The sequence below is a fragment of the Pseudomonas antarctica genome, from assembly GCF_900624995.1.
Lineage (GTDB): Bacteria > Pseudomonadota > Gammaproteobacteria > Pseudomonadales > Pseudomonadaceae > Aquipseudomonas > Aquipseudomonas antarctica.
Genome location: NZ_UYXQ01000003.1, coordinates 77,495 through 94,847, shown reverse-complemented (window position 1 = coordinate 94,847; position 17,353 = coordinate 77,495). Strand labels below are relative to the sequence as shown.

The following is a 17,353-nucleotide window of genomic DNA, read 5'->3' as shown; positions in this document are numbered from 1 at the left end:
CCGGGCACGGTTTTTTGTTGCCTGCAGTTTTACTCTGATGAAGGGCTAGTCGCGGACCCACCGCTGGCGCCAGATCTGCTGTTCGTTCTTGGTCTGGAAGGTCCAGGCCACAAAACGGCTTTGTTTCTGGCCTTGGGACATCTCCACCACCTGGCTTTCCAGCACACCGGCTTTTCTCAGAGCGGTCTCGATCGCGGGTAAGTTCGACGCTTTTGACACCAGCGTGCTGAACCACAGCACCTTGTGGGCAAAGTGCGCACTCTCGGCGATAAGCTGCGTTACGAAGCGCGCTTCACCGCCTTCACACCACAACTCCGCCGATTGGCCACCGAAGTTCAGCACCGGCAGCTTGCGCTTGGGATCGGCCTTGCCCAAAGCGCGCCACTTACGCTCGCTGCCCTTGGTGGCTTCGTCCATGGACGCATGGAACGGCGGGTTGCACATGGTCAGGTCAAAACGCTCACCTGGTTCCAGCAGGCCCAGCAAGATCTGCTTGGGATTGGTTTGCTGACGCAGTTGGATAACCTTGCTCAGGTCATTGGACTGCACGATGGCCTTGGCCGCAGCCACGGCAATAGGGTCGACCTCCGAGCCGAGGAAGTTCCAGCGGTATTCCATGTAGCCAATCAGCGGATAGACGCAGTTGGCGCCCATGCCGATGTCCAGCACCTTGACGATGGAGCCGCGCGGAATCTTGCCGTCGTTGACGCTGGCGAGCAGGTCGGCGAGGAAGTGCACGTAGTCCGAACGCCCCGGCACCGGTGGGCACAGGTAATCCGCCGGGATGTCCCAATGCTGGATGCCATAGAAGGATTTCAGCAATGCCCGGTTGAACACCCGCACCGCGTCCGGGCTGGCGAAGTCGATACTTTCCTTGCCATAAGGGTTGATGATCACGAATTTCGCCAGTTCCGGCGTGGTCTTGATCAGTGCCGGGAAGTCGTAACGGCCCGTGTGGCGGTTACGCGGGTGCAAGGTGGCCTCTTTACGCGGTACCACGGGCTTGGCCGTGGCTGCGGTTTTAGGCTTTTTGCGCGGAGGTTTTGGCGTGCTGGGGGTGGTCATGGGCTACGTCGATTCTGGGGTTGCTTCAAAAGTGGTGGGTATTGTCACACATTCCGAAGTTGACCTCGGTTAAATGTGGGCGCGGTTTTCCAGCCAAAAAAAAGAGACCCGAAGGTCTCTTTCTTACACGGGGTTCACCTTACAGGCTGGAAATCCGTGCATGTTGCTCCGCCAGCTTGCCCAAGGCCTGTTCAGCCTCGGCTAACTTGGCGCGTTCTTTGTCGATCACTTCAGCCGGCGCTTTGTCGACGAACGCCGCGTTGGACAGCTTACCGCCCACCCGCTGCACTTCGCCTCGCAGGCGTGCAATTTCCTTGTCGAGACGGGCCAGTTCCGCGCCCTTGTCGATCAAGCCGGCCATCGGCACCAGCACTTCCATGTCGCCAACCAACGCAGTCGCAGACAGCGGTGCTTCGGCGCCATCCGCCAATACGGTGATCGACTCCAGCTTCGCCAGCTTCTTGAGCAGCGCATCGTTCTCGGTGAGGCGACGCTGATCTTCGGCGCTGGCGTTCTTCACGAACACGGCCAGCGGCTTGCCCGGGCCGATGTTCATCTCGGCGCGAATGTTGCGCGTGCCCATCATCAGGGTCTTGAGCCATTCGATGTCGCTTTCGGCCGCCTCATCAATGCGGGCTTCGTTGGCCACCGGCCAAGGTTGCAGCATGATGGTCTTGCCGTCTTTGCCGGCCAGCGGCGCGAGGCGCTGCCAGATTTCTTCGGTGATGAACGGCATGAACGGATGCGCCAGGCGCAACGCCACTTCCAGCACGCGCACCAGGGTGTGACGGGTGCCGCGCTGACGTTCGATCGGCGAGTTCTCGTCCCACAGCACGGGCTTGGACAGTTCCAGGTACCAGTCGCAATACTGGTTCCAGATGAACTCGTACAAGGCCTGCGCCGCCAGGTCGAAGCGGAACTGGTCGAGTTGACGGGTCACTTCGGCTTCGGTGCGCTGCAGCTGGGAGATGATCCAGCGGTCCGCCAGGGACAGCTCGATGGCCTCGCCGTTCTGGCCGCAGTCTTCGCCTTTATCCAGCACGTAGCGCGCGGCGTTCCAGATCTTGTTGCAGAAGTTGCGATAGCCTTCGACGCGGCCCATGTCGAACTTGATGTCGCGACCTGTGGACGCCAGCGAGCAGAAGGTGAAGCGCATGGCATCGGTGCCGTAGCTGGCGATACCTTCCGGGAATTCTTCGCGGGTCTGCTTTTCGATCTTTTTCAGCAGTTTTGGCGTGGGTTGCATCAGGCCGGTAGTGCGTTTCTGCACCAGGGTTTCCAGGTCGATGCCGTCGATGATGTCCAGTGGGTCCAGGACGTTGCCCTTGGACTTGGACATCTTCTGGCCCTGGCCATCACGCACCAGGCCGTGCACGTACACGGTCTTGAACGGTACCTGCGGGGTGCCGTCTTCGTTTTTCACCAAGTGCATGGTGAGCATGATCATCCGGGCAACCCAGAAGAAAATGATGTCGAAGCCGGTGACCAGCACGTCGGTGGAGTGGAACTTCTTCAGGAACTCGGTCTGTTGCGGCCAGCCCAAGGTGGAAAACGTCCACAGGCCCGAACTGAACCAGGTGTCGAGTACGTCGTTATCCTGTTGCAGCGCCACGTCCGGGCCGAGGTTGTGCTTGGCACGTACTTCGGCTTCATCGCGGCCGACATAGACCTTGCCCGACTCGTCGTACCAGGCCGGAATACGGTGGCCCCACCACAGCTGACGGCTGATGCACCAATCCTGGATGTCACGCATCCACGAGAAGTACATGTTTTCGTACTGTTTCGGCACGAATGCGATGCGGCCGTCTTCCACGGCAGCAATCGCCGGCTCGGCCAGCGGCTTGGTGGATACGTACCACTGGTCGGTCAGCCAAGGCTCGATGATGGTGCCGGAGCGGTCGCCTTTCGGCACCTTCAGGGCGTGGTCATCAACGCTCACCAGCAGGCCGGCAGCGTCGAAGGCGGCAACGATCTGCTTGCGCGCTTCAAAACGGTCGAGGCCGGCGTATTCAGCCGGGATCTTGCCGTCGATGCTCTCGTTCAGCGTGCCGTCGAGGTTGAATACCTGGCAGGCCGGCAGGACAGCGGCGTTTTTGTCGAAGATGTTCAGCAGCGGCAGGTTGTGGCGCTTGCCGACTTCGTAGTCGTTGAAATCGTGGGCCGGGGTGATTTTCACGCAGCCGGTGCCGAATTCAGGGTCGCAGTAATCATCCGCGATGATCGGGATGCGACGGCCAACCAGCGGCAGCTCAACGAACTTGCCAATCAGCGCCTGGTAGCGCTCGTCGTTAGGATTCACGGCCACGGCGGCGTCGCCGAGCATGGTTTCCGGGCGAGTGGTGGCGACGATCAAGTAGTCGTTGCCCTCAGCGGTCTTGGCGCCGTCGGCCAGTGGGTACTTGAGATTCCACAGGAACCCTTTCTCGTCGTGGTTTTCCACTTCGAGGTCGGAAATCGCCGTGTGCAACTTGGTGTCCCAGTTGACCAGACGCTTGCCGCGGTAGATCAGGCCGTCTTCATGCAGGCGCACGAAGGCTTCTTTCACCGATTCCGACAGGCCGTCGTCCATGGTGAAGCGCTCGCGGCTCCAGTCGACGGACGAGCCCAGGCGACGGATCTGACGGCTGATGTTGCCGCCGGACTGATCTTTCCATTCCCAGATTTTATCCAGGAATTTCTCGCGACCCAGGTCGTGACGGTTCTGGCCGGTGGCTTCGAGTTGGCGTTCCACCAGCATCTGGGTGGCGATGCCGGCGTGATCGGTACCCGGTTGCCACAAGGTGTTGCGGCCCTGCATACGGCGGAAACGGATCAACGCATCCATGATCGCATTGTTGAAGCCATGGCCCATGTGCAGGCTGCCAGTGACGTTCGGTGGCGGAATCATGATGGTGTAGGCATCGCCCGCGCCTTGCGGAGCGAAATAATTCTCGGACTCCCAGGTCTGGTACCAGGAAGTTTCAATAGCGTGCGGCTGGTAGGTCTTATCCATGCGCGGCGGGACCCTAGTTGGCATTAATTCAGGAAAGCCGATAAGTATAACGGGGCAGGGCGAGGAGGGCGAGTTGAAGACGGGCTTGAGCTGCACACCGATCAAAATGTGGGAGCGGGCTTGCTCGCTCCCACATGAAATATGTGTGTGGTTTAGGACTGGTACTGGCTCAACAACCGCTCCATGCGCGCATCCAGCCGCCGCTTGATCTCGGTTTCGATATGCGGCGCGAAGTCATCGATCACGTCCTGCATGATCAATTGCGCGGCGGCGCGCAGTTCGTTGTCCAAGTGCAGCAGCAGGGCGTCGGGCGCCTTTTCGGCGGGCGCCACGGCCGGTGTGGGTGCTACAGCGCGGGCTGCGGCAACTGGCGCCGTTGCAGCGGGCTTGCCGCCGACCATGTCGAACAACAGCGGAATTTGTACCTCGCCATCGACCGTTTCGGTCAGCAGCGGCGGTTGCAAGCCATCATCACCGAGCAACTGGCGGATCGACTCCAGGTCGTCCAGCAGGTGGTCGTCTTTTTTTGTAGGTTTTGGCGTGTCCATCATGTACTCAAAGTCGTTGTAGCCGGTGATCTTGCAGAGAATAGCCCTGTTCGCGGTAGAAACGGAAACTCTCCCGCGCGGCCTGACGAATAGCCGGGTCTTCCACCACCACTTCCGCCACACGGGCAAACACTTTGGCAAAGGGCGGTACTTTCAGGTCCAGGTTGACCAGCAGGTCATGGTGATCGCCGCAGCTGTCGCCTAAACCCAACACAATCAGGCCTTCGGGTTCGGACTCGGAAGGGCCGTGGGGCACGAAACTTTCGCCCTTGAAGCGCCACAGTCGGGCGTCGAGGTCGTCACGTTGGGCGGCATCGCTGCAATGCAGGTAGATGCGGTGGCCCATGCGCCAGGCTTTTTCGGTGAGTTTGCAGGCAAAGTCCAGGCGCGCAGATGGATCGGCGCTGGGCAATATATAGAAGTCGACTTGGGTCATTGCGGTTCCTGAGACCGGGGCGCCATGGGGGCCGCCCCGGAATCTTCAGTTTCAGGCTTTGGCGCGGTCCAGCAGGTACTGGGTCAGCAGTGGCACTGGGCGGCCAGTGGCGCCCTTGTCCTTGCCGCCGCTGGTCCAGGCCGTGCCGGCGATGTCCAGGTGCGCCCAGTTGAAGTTCTTGGCGAAGCGCGACAAGAAGCAGGCCTCAGTGATGGTGCCGGCTTTCGGGCCGCCGATGTTGGCGATGTCGGCGAATGGGCTGTCCAGTTGCTCTTGATATTCATCGAACAGCGGCAGTTGCCAGGCGCGATCGTCGGCAGCCTTGCCGGCGCTGAGCAGTTGCTCGATCAACTCGTCGCTGTTGCCCAGCAGGCCCGACGTGTGGGAACCCAGGGCGACGATGCAGGCACCGGTCAGGGTGGCGATGTCGATCACTGCTTGTGGCTTGAAGCGTTCTGCGTAGGTCAGCGCATCACACAGCACCAGGCGGCCTTCGGCGTCGGTGTTGAGGATTTCGACGGTCTGGCCGCTCATGGTGGTGACGATATCGCCCGGACGGGCTGCGCCGCCGCTCGGCATGTTCTCGGCACAGGCCAGAATGCACACCAGGTTGATCGGCAGCTTGAGTTCCAGCACGGCACGCAGGGTGCCGAACACGCTGGCGGCGCCGCCCATGTCGTATTTCATCTCATCCATGCCTGCGCCCGGCTTGAGGCTGATGCCGCCGGTGTCGAAGGTGATGCCTTTGCCAACCAGGGCGTAAGGCTTCTCGGACTTCTTGCCACCGTTGTATTGCATCACGATCAGGCGTGGCGGCTGGTCGCTGCCCTGGCCTACGGCATAGAACGAGCCCATGCCCAGTTCCTTGATCTTCTTCTCGTCCAGCACTTCAACCTTCAGGCCCTTGAACTCTTTGCCCAGTGCCTTGGCTTGCTCGCCCAAGTAGGTTGGGTGGCAGATGTTTGGCGGCAGGTTGCCCAGGTCGCGGGTAAATGACATGCCAGCGGCGATAGCCTGGGCATGGGTCACAGCGCGCTCGACTTCAGCCTGGGCGGCCTTGATGGTCAGCAGGGTGATTTTCTTCAGAGCACGCGGCTCGGCTTTCTGGCTCTTGAACTGGTCGAAGATGTAGCTGCCGTCCACCAGGCTTTCGGCCAGCAGGCGGGTTTTGCCATAGCTGTCACGGCCTTTAACGACGATTTCGTCGAGTGCCAGCGCTGCATCGCTGCCGCCCAGGCCCTTGAGGGTGGTGAGAATGGCGCTGACGATCTTGCGGAACGGGCGGTCGCCCAGTTCAGCGTCTTTGCCCACGCCCACCAGCAATACGCGCTCGGCTTTGAGGTTAGGCAGGCTTTGCAGCAGCAGGCTCTGGCCGACTTTGCCGGCCAGGTCGCCGCGCTTGAGCACGGCGCTGATGGCGCCACCGCTCAGTTCATCCAGTTGCTTGGCGGCTACGCCGAGCTTGCGGCCTTCGCCGACAGCGACCACGAGGGTGGCGGTTTTCAACGTTTCGGGGCTAACGCTTTTTACAACCAATTCCATTTTTCGGGTCCCTTATAAAGGTCTGTGAGCCTGAGTCTGTACGCAGGCTTTAAAGCGTGGCAGCTCTGTAAACCGCCCGCGACAAAGGCCGCAGTTTGAACCTCGCAGGCGAAGCCTGACAACCCTTGCCGCAGGCTTTGTGCACGCGTATGAGCAAGCTCCGTGACAGGCGCGGTCAATCACAGGATAATGCGCCATCTTTTTAGCCGGCCCGTGCACACGGGTCGACTCGGTATGCTTGCTTGTTTGGCCGCCTTAGCCTGACAACCCTGGAGTGTCTGGTTTGATCGTCTTCCGTTATTTGTCCCGCGAAGTTCTGTTGACCCTGAGTGCCGTGAGTGCGGTGCTGTTGGTCATCACCATGAGTGGTCGTTTCGTCAAATTCCTTGCGCAGGCCGCGTCCGGCGCCCTGGATCCGGGCTCTTTGTTCCTGATCATGGGCTTTCGTCTGCCGGGGTTCCTGCAACTGATCCTGCCGCTTGGCCTGTTTCTCGGCATTCTGCTCGCCTATGGCCGGTTGTACCTTGAAAGTGAAATGACCGTGCTCTCGGCCACCGGCATGAGCCAGCAGCGTCTGCTGGCCATGACCATGGTGCCGGCCGCCGGTGTTGCGCTGGTGGTAGCCTGGTTGAGCATGAGCCTTGCACCTCAGGGCGCCATGCAGTTTCAGTTGCTGCTAAATAAACAGGATGCGATGACTGAGTTCGACACCCTCGAGCCCGGGCGCTTTCAGGCGCTCAACGACGGTACGCGGGTGACCTACACCGAAACCATGACCGATGACCGCGCCAACCTCGGCGGCGTGTTTATTTCCCAGAAAAACCAGGGCGATAACCAGAAAGACCGTGGTATTTCGATTCTGGTGGCCAACAGTGGCCGCCAGGAAGTTCGCCCTGACGGCAGCCGTTACCTGATCCTGGAAAATGGCTATCGCTATGACGGCAGCCCAGGTTTGGCTGATTATCGGGCGATCAAGTACGACACTTATGGCGTAATGCTTGCCAGGCCGGATATCAGCGAAGAGGTGACCGACCGCGACGCGCTGCCGACGGCGTCGCTGTTCGGCAGCCAGGAACTGCGCTCCATCGCCGAGCTGCAATGGCGTATTTCCCTGCCGCTGCTGGTGTTCATCGTGACCTTGATGGCTGTTCCACTGTCCCGGGTAAACCCGCGTCAGGGCCGTTTCCTCAAGCTGCTGCCGGCAATCCTGTTGTATATGGCCTACCTGACCCTCCTGATTTCCGCCCGTGGCTCCCTGGAAAAAGGCAAATTGTCGCCGGTCCTTGGCTTGTGGTGGGTACACGGGATTTTCCTGATGATCGGCCTGGGGCTGCTCTACTGGGAACCTATCCGTTTGAAAATGAAGAGCCGTCGTGGCCTGAAGGAGTTGGCTCGTGGCTAAGCTCGACCGCTACATTGGTAGCAGCGTACTGATCGCCATCCTGGCGGTATTGGGCATCATCCTTGGCTTGGCCTCGTTGTTCGCCTTCATTGATGAAGTGGGCAATGTCACCGACACCTACACCGTCACCGACGTACTGAGCTACGTGGCGCTGACCGCGCCGCGTCGCCTCTACGAAATGATGCCGATGGCGGGGTTGATCGGCTGTCTGATCGGCCTGGGCACCCTGGCCAGTAACAGCGAACTGACCATCATGCGCGCCGCCGGTGTTTCCATCGGTCGTATCGTCTGGGCGGTCATGAAGCCCATGCTGCTGCTGATGGCCTGCAGCGTGCTGATCGGCGAGTACGTGGCGCCGCCGTCCGAAGCCACCGCCCAGGCCAATCGTGCCTTGGCTCAGGGGTCGGGCGATGCGCAAAGCGCCAAGCACGGCCTGTGGCATCGCCAGGGTGATGAATTCATCCACATTAACGCCGTGCAGCCGGGCGGCCTGTTGATTGGTGTGACGCGCTACACGTTCGACAAAGAACGCCACATGCTGACCTCCAGTTTCGCCAAGCGCGCGCAGTACGATGCCCAGAAGTGGACGCTCAGTGACGTCAGCACCACTTACTTCCGCAATGTCGGCCAAGGCACCAAGGCCAGCACCGAAGTCATCAGCGTGCCAACCGAGCAATGGGATATTTCCCTGAAGCCGGAACTGCTCAATACCGTGGTGATGATCCCGGAAAGCCTGCCGATCTCCGGTTTGTGGAGCTATATCCACTACCTCAAGGACCAGGGCCTGAATAATGGCCGCTACTGGTTGGCATTTTGGGTCAAGGTGTTGCAGCCAGTGGTGACCGCCGCACTGGTATTGATGGCGATCTCGTTCATTTTCGGCCCGCTGCGTTCCGTGACCTTGGGTCAGCGGGTGTTTACCGGTGTGTTGGTGGGGTTCACCTTCCGCATCGCCCAAGACCTGCTCGGTCCGTCGAGCCTGGTATTCGGTTTTTCGCCGCTGTTTGCGGTGCTGGTACCGACGGGTATTTGCGCCCTGGCCGGGTTCTGGCTGTTGCGCCGAGCCGGTTGATACCGCGCTTATGAACAAAAAATGCCCCGTTCGAGAGATCGGGGCATTTTTGTTCTGGTCAGCAAAGATGACGTTTGGCCTGAGCATCAGGTACAATTCCCGGCTATTTTTCAGCGGGCAATCTGCCTGCAGCCTTTTTGAGTGTTGATCCGTGAGTGATTTGAGTCATATCCGCAATTTCTCCATCATCGCCCACATTGACCATGGCAAGTCGACGCTGGCCGATCGATTCATCCAGATGTGCGGCGGCCTTGCCGAGCGTGAAATGGAAGCCCAGGTCCTGGACTCCATGGACCTTGAGCGTGAACGCGGGATCACCATCAAGGCCCACAGCGTTACCCTGTACTACACCGCCAAAGACGGTATCAAGTACCAGCTGAACTTCATTGACACCCCCGGCCACGTTGACTTCACCTACGAAGTCAGCCGCTCGCTGGCCGCCTGTGAAGGCGCCTTGCTGGTGGTCGATGCCGGCCAGGGCGTAGAAGCCCAGTCCGTCGCCAACTGCTACACCGCGATCGAGCAGGGCCTTGAGGTCATGCCGGTACTGAACAAGATCGACCTGCCACAGGCCGATCCGGACCGCGTAAAAGAAGAAATCGAAAAAATCATCGGCATTGACGCCACCGACGCCGTCGAGTGCAGCGCCAAGACCGGCCTGGGCGTCGACGAAGTGCTCGAGCGCCTGGTCAAGACCATTCCTGCGCCAACCGGCAACTACGAAGATCCGCTGCAAGCGTTGATCATCGACTCCTGGTTCGACAACTACCTGGGCGTTGTTTCCCTGGTACGTGTGCGCCACGGCCGGGTGAAGAAGGGCGACAAGATCCTGGTCAAGTCCACCGGCAAGATCCACCTGGTGGACAGCGTCGGTGTATTCAACCCCAAGCACACCGCCACCACTGACCTGAAGGCCGGTGAAGTAGGCTTTATCATCGCCGGTATCAAGGACATTCACGGTGCACCGGTCGGTGACACCCTGACCTTGAGCTCCACCCCTGATGTAGACGTGCTGCCGGGTTTCAAACGTATCCAGCCGCAGGTTTACGCCGGCCTGTTCCCGGTCAGCTCCGATGATTTCGAAGATTTTCGCGAAGCCCTGCAAAAGCTGACCCTCAACGACTCGTCGTTGCAGTACACCCCGGAAAGCTCCGACGCCCTGGGCTTCGGCTTCCGTTGCGGGTTCCTGGGCATGCTGCACATGGAGATCATCCAGGAGCGCCTGGAGCGCGAATACGACCTGGACCTGATCACCACCGCGCCAACGGTTATTTTTGAACTGTTGCTCAAAACCGGTGAAACGATTTACGTCGACAACCCGTCCAAGCTCCCAGATCTGTCCTCCATCGAAGACATGCGCGAGCCGATCGTGCGGGCCAATATTCTGGTACCGCAGGAGCACCTGGGCAACGTCATTACCCTGTGTATCGAAAAACGTGGCGTACAACACGACATGTTGTTCCTCGGTACCCAAGTGCAGGTGACCTACGATTTGCCGATGAACGAAGTGGTCCTGGACTTCTTCGACCGTCTCAAATCCACCAGTCGCGGCTATGCTTCGCTGGATTACCATTTCGATCGCTACCAATCGGCTAATCTGGTGAAACTGGATGTGCTGATCAACGGCGACAAGGTCGATGCCTTGGCGCTGATCGTGCACAAGGACAACGCGCACTACAAAGGTCGCCAGTTGACCGAAAAGATGAAAGAACTGATTCCGCGCCAGATGTTCGACGTTGCGATCCAGGCCGCCATTGGCGGGCAGATCATTGCACGGACCTCCGTCAAGGCACTCAGAAAGAACGTACTGGCCAAATGCTACGGCGGTGACGTAAGCCGTAAGCGCAAGCTGCTTGAGAAGCAAAAGGCCGGTAAAAAACGCATGAAGCAAGTGGGTAATGTGGAAATTCCACAAGAAGCCTTCCTTGCGGTGCTCAGGTTGGATAGTTAGGTCCTATGTCACTAAATTTCCCGCTGTTGCTGGTCATCGCCGTCGCCGTTTGCGGCCTCTTGGCGTTGCTCGATCTGGTGTTCTTCGCCCCGCGTCGTCGGGCCGCTATCGCCTCCTATCAGGGCAGCGTCAGCCAGCCGGATGCGGTGGTGGTCGAGAAGCTGAACAAAGAGCCTTTGCTGGTTGAATACGGCAAGTCGTTCTTCCCGGTGTTGTTCATCGTGCTGGTGCTGCGTTCGTTCCTGGTGGAGCCGTTTCAGATCCCTTCGGGGTCGATGAAACCTACCCTGGACGTGGGCGACTTCATCCTGGTGAACAAGTTTTCCTACGGGATCCGCCTGCCTGTGATCGACAAAAAAGTCATCCCGGTCGGTGACCCGCAGCGCGGTGATGTGATGGTGTTCCGCTACCCAAGCGACCCGAGCGTCAATTACATCAAGCGCGTCGTAGGTCTGCCGGGAGACGTGATTCGCTACAGCAGCGACAAGCGTTTGTTCGTCAACGGCGAATCGGTGGCCGAGAAACTGATCGGCGCCGAACCGAACTCCTTGGGCAGCGCTGAGCTGTACCAGGAAAAACTCGGTACGGTAGAGCACGAAATCCGCAAGGAAATGAGCCGCTACCGCGCGATGCCTGATGGCCAGTGGAAAGTGCCTGCCGGGCACTACTTCATGATGGGCGACAACCGCGACAACTCCAACGACAGCCGGTACTGGGATGACCCCAACATTCCCAAGGACCTGCTGGGCATGGTTCCCGACGAGAACATTGTCGGCAAAGCCTTTGCGGTTTGGATGAGCTGGCCGGAACCCAAACTCAGCCACCTGCCGAACTTCTCGCGGGTCGGGCTGATCAAGTAATACAAGCGGCGCTGTGAACACAGCGCCGAATGCTTTTCTGGGGTTGGGACAATCAATCGTCCTGCCTCATGCAGCGCCCACCAGGAATTGAATTTGAACATTGCGTCAATCTTCGATGGCCGCCGGTGCCACCAACTAGATATGGATAAACCGTGACCGTTTCTCTAAGCCGTCTCGAGCGCCAGCTCGGCTACACCTTCAAGGACCAGGAATTGATGGTCCTTGCCCTCACACACCGCAGTTTTGCAGGGCGTAACAACGAACGCCTGGAATTCCTCGGTGATGCCATCCTCAACTTCGCCGCCGGTGAGGCGCTGTTCGAGCGTTTCCCTCAAGCCCGCGAAGGCCAGCTGTCGCGCCTGCGTGCACGCCTGGTGAAAGGCGAGACCCTGGCCGTACTGGCCCGTGGTTTTGGCTTGGGCGAATACCTGCGCCTGGGGTCCGGTGAATTGAAAAGCGGTGGCTTCCGTCGCGAGTCGATCCTCGCCGATGCCCTCGAAGCGTTGATTGGTGCGATCTACCTCGATGCGGGCATGGAGACGGCCAAGGAGCGCGTGGTCGCCTGGCTGGCTTCGGAAATCGAAAGCCTCACGCTGGTCGACACCAACAAAGACCCCAAGACCCGCCTGCAGGAGTACCTGCAGTCACGTGGTTGCGAACTGCCACGCTACGAAGTGGTGGATATCCAGGGTGAGCCGCATTGCCGCGTATTTTTCGTGGAATGTGAAATCACCTTATTGAATGAAAAAAGCCGAGGTCAGGGTGTGAGCCGTCGTATTGCCGAACAGGTAGCGGCGGCTGCAGCACTGATTGCCCTGGGCGTGGAGAATGGCCATGACTGATTCAACCGCAACACGCTGTGGCTATGTTGCCATCGTCGGCCGCCCGAACGTGGGCAAGTCCACGCTGCTGAACCACATCCTCGGCCAGAAGCTCGCGATCACCTCGCGCAAGCCGCAGACCACCCGTCACAACATGCTGGGCATCAAGACCGAAGGCGCCGTGCAAGCGGTCTACGTCGACACCCCGGGCATGCACAAAGGTGGTGAGAAGGCGCTTAACCGTTACATGAACAAGACCGCTTCGGCGGCGTTGAAAGACGTCGACGTGGTGATCTTTGTGGTCGACCGCACCAAGTGGACCGACGAAGACCAGATGGTCCTCGAGCGCGTGCAGTACGTCACCGGCCCGTTGATCGTCGCGCTGAACAAGACCGACCGCATCGAAGACAAAGCCGAGCTGATGCCGCACCTTACGTGGTTGCAGGAACAGCTGCCGAACGCCCAGATCATGCCGATCTCGGCCCAGCACGGCCACAATCTTGAGGCCCTGGAGCGTGTGATCGCCGGTTACCTGCCGGAGAACGAACACTTCTTCCCGGAAGACCAGATCACCGACCGCAGCAGCCGTTTCCTCGCCGCCGAACTGGTTCGCGAGAAAATCATGCGCCAGATGGGCGCCGAGCTGCCGTACCAGATCACCGTCGAAATCGAAGAGTTCAAGCAGCAGGGCAAAACCCTGCATATCCATGCGCTGATCCTCGTCGAACGTGACGGCCAGAAGAAAATCATCATTGGCGACAAGGGCGAGCGCATCAAGCGCATCGGCACCGAGGCGCGCAAAGACATGGAATTGCTGTTTGATTCCAAGATCATGCTTAACCTGTGGGTGAAGGTTAAGGGTGGTTGGTCTGATGATGAGCGCGCGTTGCGCTCCCTGGGCTACGGCGACCTGTAATCGGCCTCCAGTAACACCGCAATACAAATGTGGGAGCGGGCTTGTGTGGGAGCTGGCTTGCCTGCGATAGCATCACCTCGGTACAACTCAAGGACCGAGGTGCCGGCATCGCGGGCCAGCCCGGCTCCCACACAAGCCCGCTCCCGCATTGGATAGTCGCAGTTTTCAAGGCCGTGCTTGTCAGCGAGAACCTCATGTCTCAAACCCCACCTCCCAGTCAACTCGCCTACGTCCTGCACAGCCGTGCCTACCGTGAGACCAGCGCCTTGGTGGACTTCCTCACGCCCCAAGGTCGCCTGCGTGCAGTCTTGCGTAGCGCCCGTGGCAAGGCCGGCACGTTGGCCCGGCCGTTCGTGGCTCTGGACGTGGAGTTTCGTGGCAAGGGCGAGCTGAAAAACGTCGGCCGCCTGGAAAGCGTCGGCACCTCTGCCTGGCTCAATGGCGAAGCACTCTTCAGCGGCCTCTACCTCAATGAACTGCTGATTCGCCTGCTGCCCGCCGAAGACCCGCACCCGGCGGTGTTCGATCACTACGCCGCTACGCTCATCGCCCTGGCCGAAGGCCGCCCCCTGGAGCCGCTGCTGCGCGCTTTCGAATGGCGCCTGCTCGACGACCTGGGCTACGGCTTCGAACTGAGCAACGACCTGCACGGCGAGCCCATCGCCGAGGACGGCATGTACCGCCTGCAAGTCGACGCTGGCCTTGAGCGCGTGTACCTGCTGCAACCCGGCCTGTTCCAGGGCACCGAGTTGCTGGCCATGAGCGAAGCCGACTGGACCGCGCCCGGCGCGTTGTCTGCCGCCAAGCGTTTGATGCGCCAGGCGCTGGCCGTGCACTTGGGCGGACGGCCGCTGGTCAGCCGCGAGTTGTTTCGAAAGCCCTGACAACCCCGTGTATGCTGTGCAGCGTTTCTTTCCCTTTTCAGGAGCGCTTCCGTGACCACCAGCAATCGCATTCTTCTTGGCGTGAACATCGACCACGTCGCTACCCTGCGCCAGGCCCGGGGCACCCGTTACCCCGACCCGGTCAAGGCCGCGCTGGACGCCGAAGAAGCGGGCGCCGACGGCATCACCGTGCACCTGCGCGAAGACCGCCGTCACATCCAGGAGCGCGACGTGTTGCTGCTCAAGGAGGTGTTGCAAACCCGCATGAACTTCGAAATGGGCGTCACCGAAGAAATGATGGCGTTCGCCGAGCGCATCCGCCCGGCGCACATCTGCCTGGTGCCGGAAACCCGTCAGGAACTGACCACCGAAGGCGGCCTCGACGTGGCCGGCCAGGAAGCGCGGATCAAAGCCGCCGTGGAGCGCCTGTCGAAGATCGGCAGTGAGGTCTCGCTGTTCATCGACGCCGACCCGCGCCAGATCGAAGCCTCGCGCCGCGTAGGTGCACCGGCCATCGAACTGCACACCGGGCGTTACGCCGATGCGACCACGCCCACCGAAGTGGCTGAGGAGTTGCAGCGCATCATCGACGGCGTGAAGGGCGGCTTGAGTGAAGGCCTGATCGTCAACGCTGGCCATGGCCTGCACTACCACAACGTCGAAGCCGTGGCCGCGATCAAGGGCATCAACGAGCTGAACATCGGCCACGCGCTGGTCGCCCATGCGCTGTTCGTCGGGTTCAAAGGCGCTGTGGCCGAGATGAAAGCGCTGATCCTGGCGGCCGCCAAGCCCTAAAAAACAATGAAAACCCAATGTGGAAGGGGGCTTGCCCCCGATAGCGGTGTATCAGCCATAAATGGGGTGGCTGACACACGGCTATCGGGAGCAAGCCCCCTTCCACATGAGAAGCCTTACTGTTTAGCCAATGCAGGTGTATCGTATCTGCCCTTTGCAGGCCCTGAGCCTGCGGCAGATACGTGAGGTTGTTGTGTCCCGATCCTTTTCCCGTCGACAAATCCTGGGTGGTCTTGCAGGCCTGGCCGTAGTGGGCGTCGGTGCCGGTGGCGCCTACCGCTACTGGCTGGGGAAAGTCGCCGAGGCCGAGGCAGGGCACGATTACGAGCTGATCGCCGCACCGCTCGACGTGGAGCTGGTGCCAGGCCACAAGACCCAAGCCTGGGCGTTCGGCCCATCGGCGCCGGGCACCGAGTTACGTGTGCGTCAGGGCGAATGGCTGCGGGTGCGCTTTATCAACCACCTGCCGGTCGCCACCACTATCCACTGGCACGGCATCCGCCTGCCGCTGGAAATGGACGGCGTGCCTTACGTCTCGCAATTGCCGGTGCTGCCCGGAGAATACTTCGACTACAAATTCCGCGTGCCGGACGCCGGCAGCTACTGGTATCACCCGCATGTAAACAGCAGCGAAGAACTCGGCCGTGGCTTGGTCGGCCCGTTGATCATCGAGGAGCGTGAACCCACCGGTTTCAAGCACGAATGCACCTTGAGCCTGAAAAGCTGGCACGTGGACGAAGAGGGCGCCTTTGTCGCCTTCAGCGTACCCCGAGAAGCCGCGCGTGGCGGCACGGCCGGGCGCCTGTCGACGATCAATGGCGTGTCCCAGGCGGTCGTCGATTTGCCCGCCGGGCAGATCACCCGCGTGCGCCTGCTCAACCTCGATAACACCTTGACTTATCGCATCAATATTCCCGGCGTCGAAGCGCAGATCTACGCGCTGGATGGCAACCCTATCGAGCCGCGCCCGCTGGGCAAGGAATACTGGCTGGGCCCAGGTATGCGCATTTGCCTGGCGATCAAGGCGCCGCCGGTTGGCGAAGAACTCTCTATCCGTAACGGCCCGGTGCGCCTGGGCACGTTCCGTTCAGTCGCCAATACCGACGCGCCCACCGAATGGCCACCGGCGCTACCTGCCAACCCAATTGCCGAGCCGGACCTGGCCAACGCCGAGAAACTTAACTTCAATTTCGAATGGGTCGGTACCGTCTCAGTCGATGACGGCAAGCCGCCAAGCCTGTGGCAAATCAACGGCAAGGCCTGGGACATCACCGACAAAACCTGCGCCGACCGCCCGATTGCCACGCTTGAGAAGGGCAAGAGCTACATTTTCGAATTGAAGAACATGACCCAGTACCAACACCCGATCCACCTGCACGGCATGAGCTTCAAGGTGATCGCCTCGAACCGCCACAAGGTGATCCCGTATTTCACCGACACCTACCTGCTGGGCAAGAACGAGCGCGCCCGCGTGGCGTTGGTGGCGGATAACCCGGGGGTGTGGATGTTCCACTGCCACGTGATCGACCACATGGAAACCGGCCTGATGGCCGCCATCGAGGTGGCGTAATGCGTCAGGTTCGCCCCGCCGCGATTATCGACCGCAGCCGCGATCAGGACTTCATGCGCGAGGCCTTGGCCCTCGCGGCTCAAGGCGCAGCATTGGGCGAAGTGCCCGTGGGCGCGGTGCTGGTGCAGGACGGTGAAATCATCGGTCGCGGCTTCAACTGCCCGATCAGCGGCAACGACCCCAGCGCCCATGCCGAAATGGTCGCCATCCGCGCCGCCGCACAAGCGATCAGCAACTATCGCCTGGTCGGCAGCACGCTGTATGTGACGCTGGAGCCGTGCAGCATGTGCGCGGGCCTGGTCGTGCACTCGCGCATCGCGCGGGTGGTGTACGGCGCGCTGGAGCCCAAGGCTGGGATCGTGCAAAGCCAGGGTCAGTTTTTTACCCAGGGCTTTCTCAACCATCGGGTGTTGTTTGAAGGTGGGGTGTTGGCTGAGGAGTGTGGGGCGGTACTGAGTGAGTTCTTTAAGGCCCGGCGCGCCAAACCCCCACTCTAAAG

General features: G+C 60.3%; 15 protein-coding genes. 10 read left to right on the top strand and 5 right to left on the bottom strand.

The window, feature by feature from the left end:
* Window positions 1–45: 45 nt before the first annotated feature.
* From rlmF to E0F99_RS03325, 5 genes are all read right to left on the bottom strand, one after another.
* Window positions 46–1,065 carry a 23S rRNA (adenine(1618)-N(6))-methyltransferase RlmF gene (rlmF, locus tag E0F99_RS03345; protein ID WP_130908704.1) on the bottom strand — a complete coding sequence of 340 codons (1,020 nt, stop codon included), beginning with the start codon at window positions 1,063–1,065 and terminating at the stop codon, window positions 46–48.
* Window positions 1,066–1,204: 139 nt separating this feature from the next.
* Window positions 1,205–4,057 (bottom strand): valine--tRNA ligase, encoded by a 2,853-nt coding sequence (locus E0F99_RS03340; protein WP_083359985.1) that lies wholly within the window; start codon window positions 4,055–4,057, stop codon window positions 1,205–1,207.
* Between the two features lie 152 nt (window positions 4,058–4,209).
* On the bottom strand, window positions 4,210–4,605 hold the full coding sequence (locus E0F99_RS03335) for a DNA polymerase III subunit chi (RefSeq protein WP_083359983.1): 396 nt from the start codon (window positions 4,603–4,605) through the stop codon (window positions 4,210–4,212).
* 7 nt (window positions 4,606–4,612) lie between these two features.
* The gene (locus E0F99_RS03330) at window positions 4,613–5,041 is read right to left on the bottom strand and encodes a DNA polymerase III subunit chi (protein ID WP_083359982.1); all 429 of its coding nucleotides are present in this window, start codon (window positions 5,039–5,041) and stop codon (window positions 4,613–4,615) included.
* A 51-nt stretch (window positions 5,042–5,092) separates the two neighbouring features.
* On the bottom strand, window positions 5,093–6,583 hold the full coding sequence (locus E0F99_RS03325; protein ID WP_130908703.1) for a leucyl aminopeptidase: 1,491 nt from the start codon (window positions 6,581–6,583) through the stop codon (window positions 5,093–5,095).
* Window positions 6,584–6,866: 283 nt separating this feature from the next.
* Between E0F99_RS03325 and lptF the strand changes: the two genes are divergently transcribed.
* From lptF to tadA, 10 genes are all read left to right on the top strand, one after another.
* Window positions 6,867–7,985, top strand: coding sequence for an LPS export ABC transporter permease LptF (lptF, locus tag E0F99_RS03320; RefSeq protein WP_083359980.1), 1,119 nt, complete (start codon window positions 6,867–6,869; stop codon window positions 7,983–7,985).
* On the top strand, window positions 7,978–9,057 hold the full coding sequence (lptG, locus tag E0F99_RS03315; protein WP_083359979.1) for an LPS export ABC transporter permease LptG: 1,080 nt from the start codon (window positions 7,978–7,980) through the stop codon (window positions 9,055–9,057). The genes lptF and lptG overlap by 8 nt, the downstream gene beginning before the upstream one ends.
* Window positions 9,058–9,208: 151 nt before the next feature.
* A complete protein-coding gene (lepA, locus tag E0F99_RS03310) occupies window positions 9,209–11,008 on the top strand; it encodes a translation elongation factor 4 (protein ID WP_032859966.1) in 1,800 nt (599 codons plus the stop codon).
* Between the two features lie 5 nt (window positions 11,009–11,013).
* Window positions 11,014–11,868 (top strand): signal peptidase I, encoded by an 855-nt coding sequence (lepB, locus tag E0F99_RS03305; protein ID WP_083359978.1) that lies wholly within the window; start codon window positions 11,014–11,016, stop codon window positions 11,866–11,868.
* A gap of 152 nt (window positions 11,869–12,020) precedes the next feature.
* Window positions 12,021–12,710 carry a ribonuclease III gene (rnc, locus tag E0F99_RS03300; protein WP_003188856.1) on the top strand — a complete coding sequence of 230 codons (690 nt, stop codon included), beginning with the start codon at window positions 12,021–12,023 and terminating at the stop codon, window positions 12,708–12,710.
* Window positions 12,703–13,605, top strand: a complete 903-nt coding sequence (gene era, locus E0F99_RS03295) for a GTPase Era (protein WP_032886448.1) — start codon at window positions 12,703–12,705, stop codon at window positions 13,603–13,605. The genes rnc and era overlap by 8 nt, the downstream gene beginning before the upstream one ends.
* Window positions 13,606–13,799: 194 nt before the next feature.
* Window positions 13,800–14,489, top strand: coding sequence for a DNA repair protein RecO (recO, locus tag E0F99_RS03290; protein WP_083359976.1), 690 nt, complete (start codon window positions 13,800–13,802; stop codon window positions 14,487–14,489).
* 51 nt (window positions 14,490–14,540) lie between these two features.
* A complete protein-coding gene (pdxJ, locus tag E0F99_RS03285) occupies window positions 14,541–15,284 on the top strand; it encodes a pyridoxine 5'-phosphate synthase (protein ID WP_083359975.1) in 744 nt (247 codons plus the stop codon).
* 193 nt (window positions 15,285–15,477) lie between these two features.
* Window positions 15,478–16,854, top strand: coding sequence for a multicopper oxidase family protein (locus E0F99_RS03280; protein WP_130908702.1), 1,377 nt, complete (start codon window positions 15,478–15,480; stop codon window positions 16,852–16,854).
* A complete protein-coding gene (gene tadA / locus E0F99_RS03275; protein ID WP_083359973.1) occupies window positions 16,854–17,351 on the top strand; it encodes a tRNA adenosine(34) deaminase TadA in 498 nt (165 codons plus the stop codon). The genes E0F99_RS03280 and tadA overlap by 1 nt, the downstream gene beginning before the upstream one ends.
* Window positions 17,352–17,353: the final 2 nt, after the last annotated feature.

Coding starts and splice junctions, on each gene's coding strand:
- recO (WP_083359976.1), top strand. CDS start 13,800: ATGTCTCAAACCCCACCTCCCAGTCAACTCGCCTACGTCCTGCACAGC.
- E0F99_RS03335 (WP_083359983.1), bottom strand. CDS start 4,605: ATGGACACGCCAAAACCTACAAAAAAAGACGACCACCTGCTGGACGAC.
- tadA (WP_083359973.1), top strand. CDS start 16,854: ATGCGTCAGGTTCGCCCCGCCGCGATTATCGACCGCAGCCGCGATCAG.
- rlmF (WP_130908704.1), bottom strand. CDS start 1,065: ATGACCACCCCCAGCACGCCAAAACCTCCGCGCAAAAAGCCTAAAACC.
- era (WP_032886448.1), top strand. CDS start 12,703: ATGACTGATTCAACCGCAACACGCTGTGGCTATGTTGCCATCGTCGGC.
- E0F99_RS03330 (WP_083359982.1), bottom strand. CDS start 5,041: ATGACCCAAGTCGACTTCTATATATTGCCCAGCGCCGATCCATCTGCG.
- E0F99_RS03340 (WP_083359985.1), bottom strand. CDS start 4,057: ATGGATAAGACCTACCAGCCGCACGCTATTGAAACTTCCTGGTACCAG.
- E0F99_RS03325 (WP_130908703.1), bottom strand. CDS start 6,583: ATGGAATTGGTTGTAAAAAGCGTTAGCCCCGAAACGTTGAAAACCGCC.
- lepB (WP_083359978.1), top strand. CDS start 11,014: ATGTCACTAAATTTCCCGCTGTTGCTGGTCATCGCCGTCGCCGTTTGC.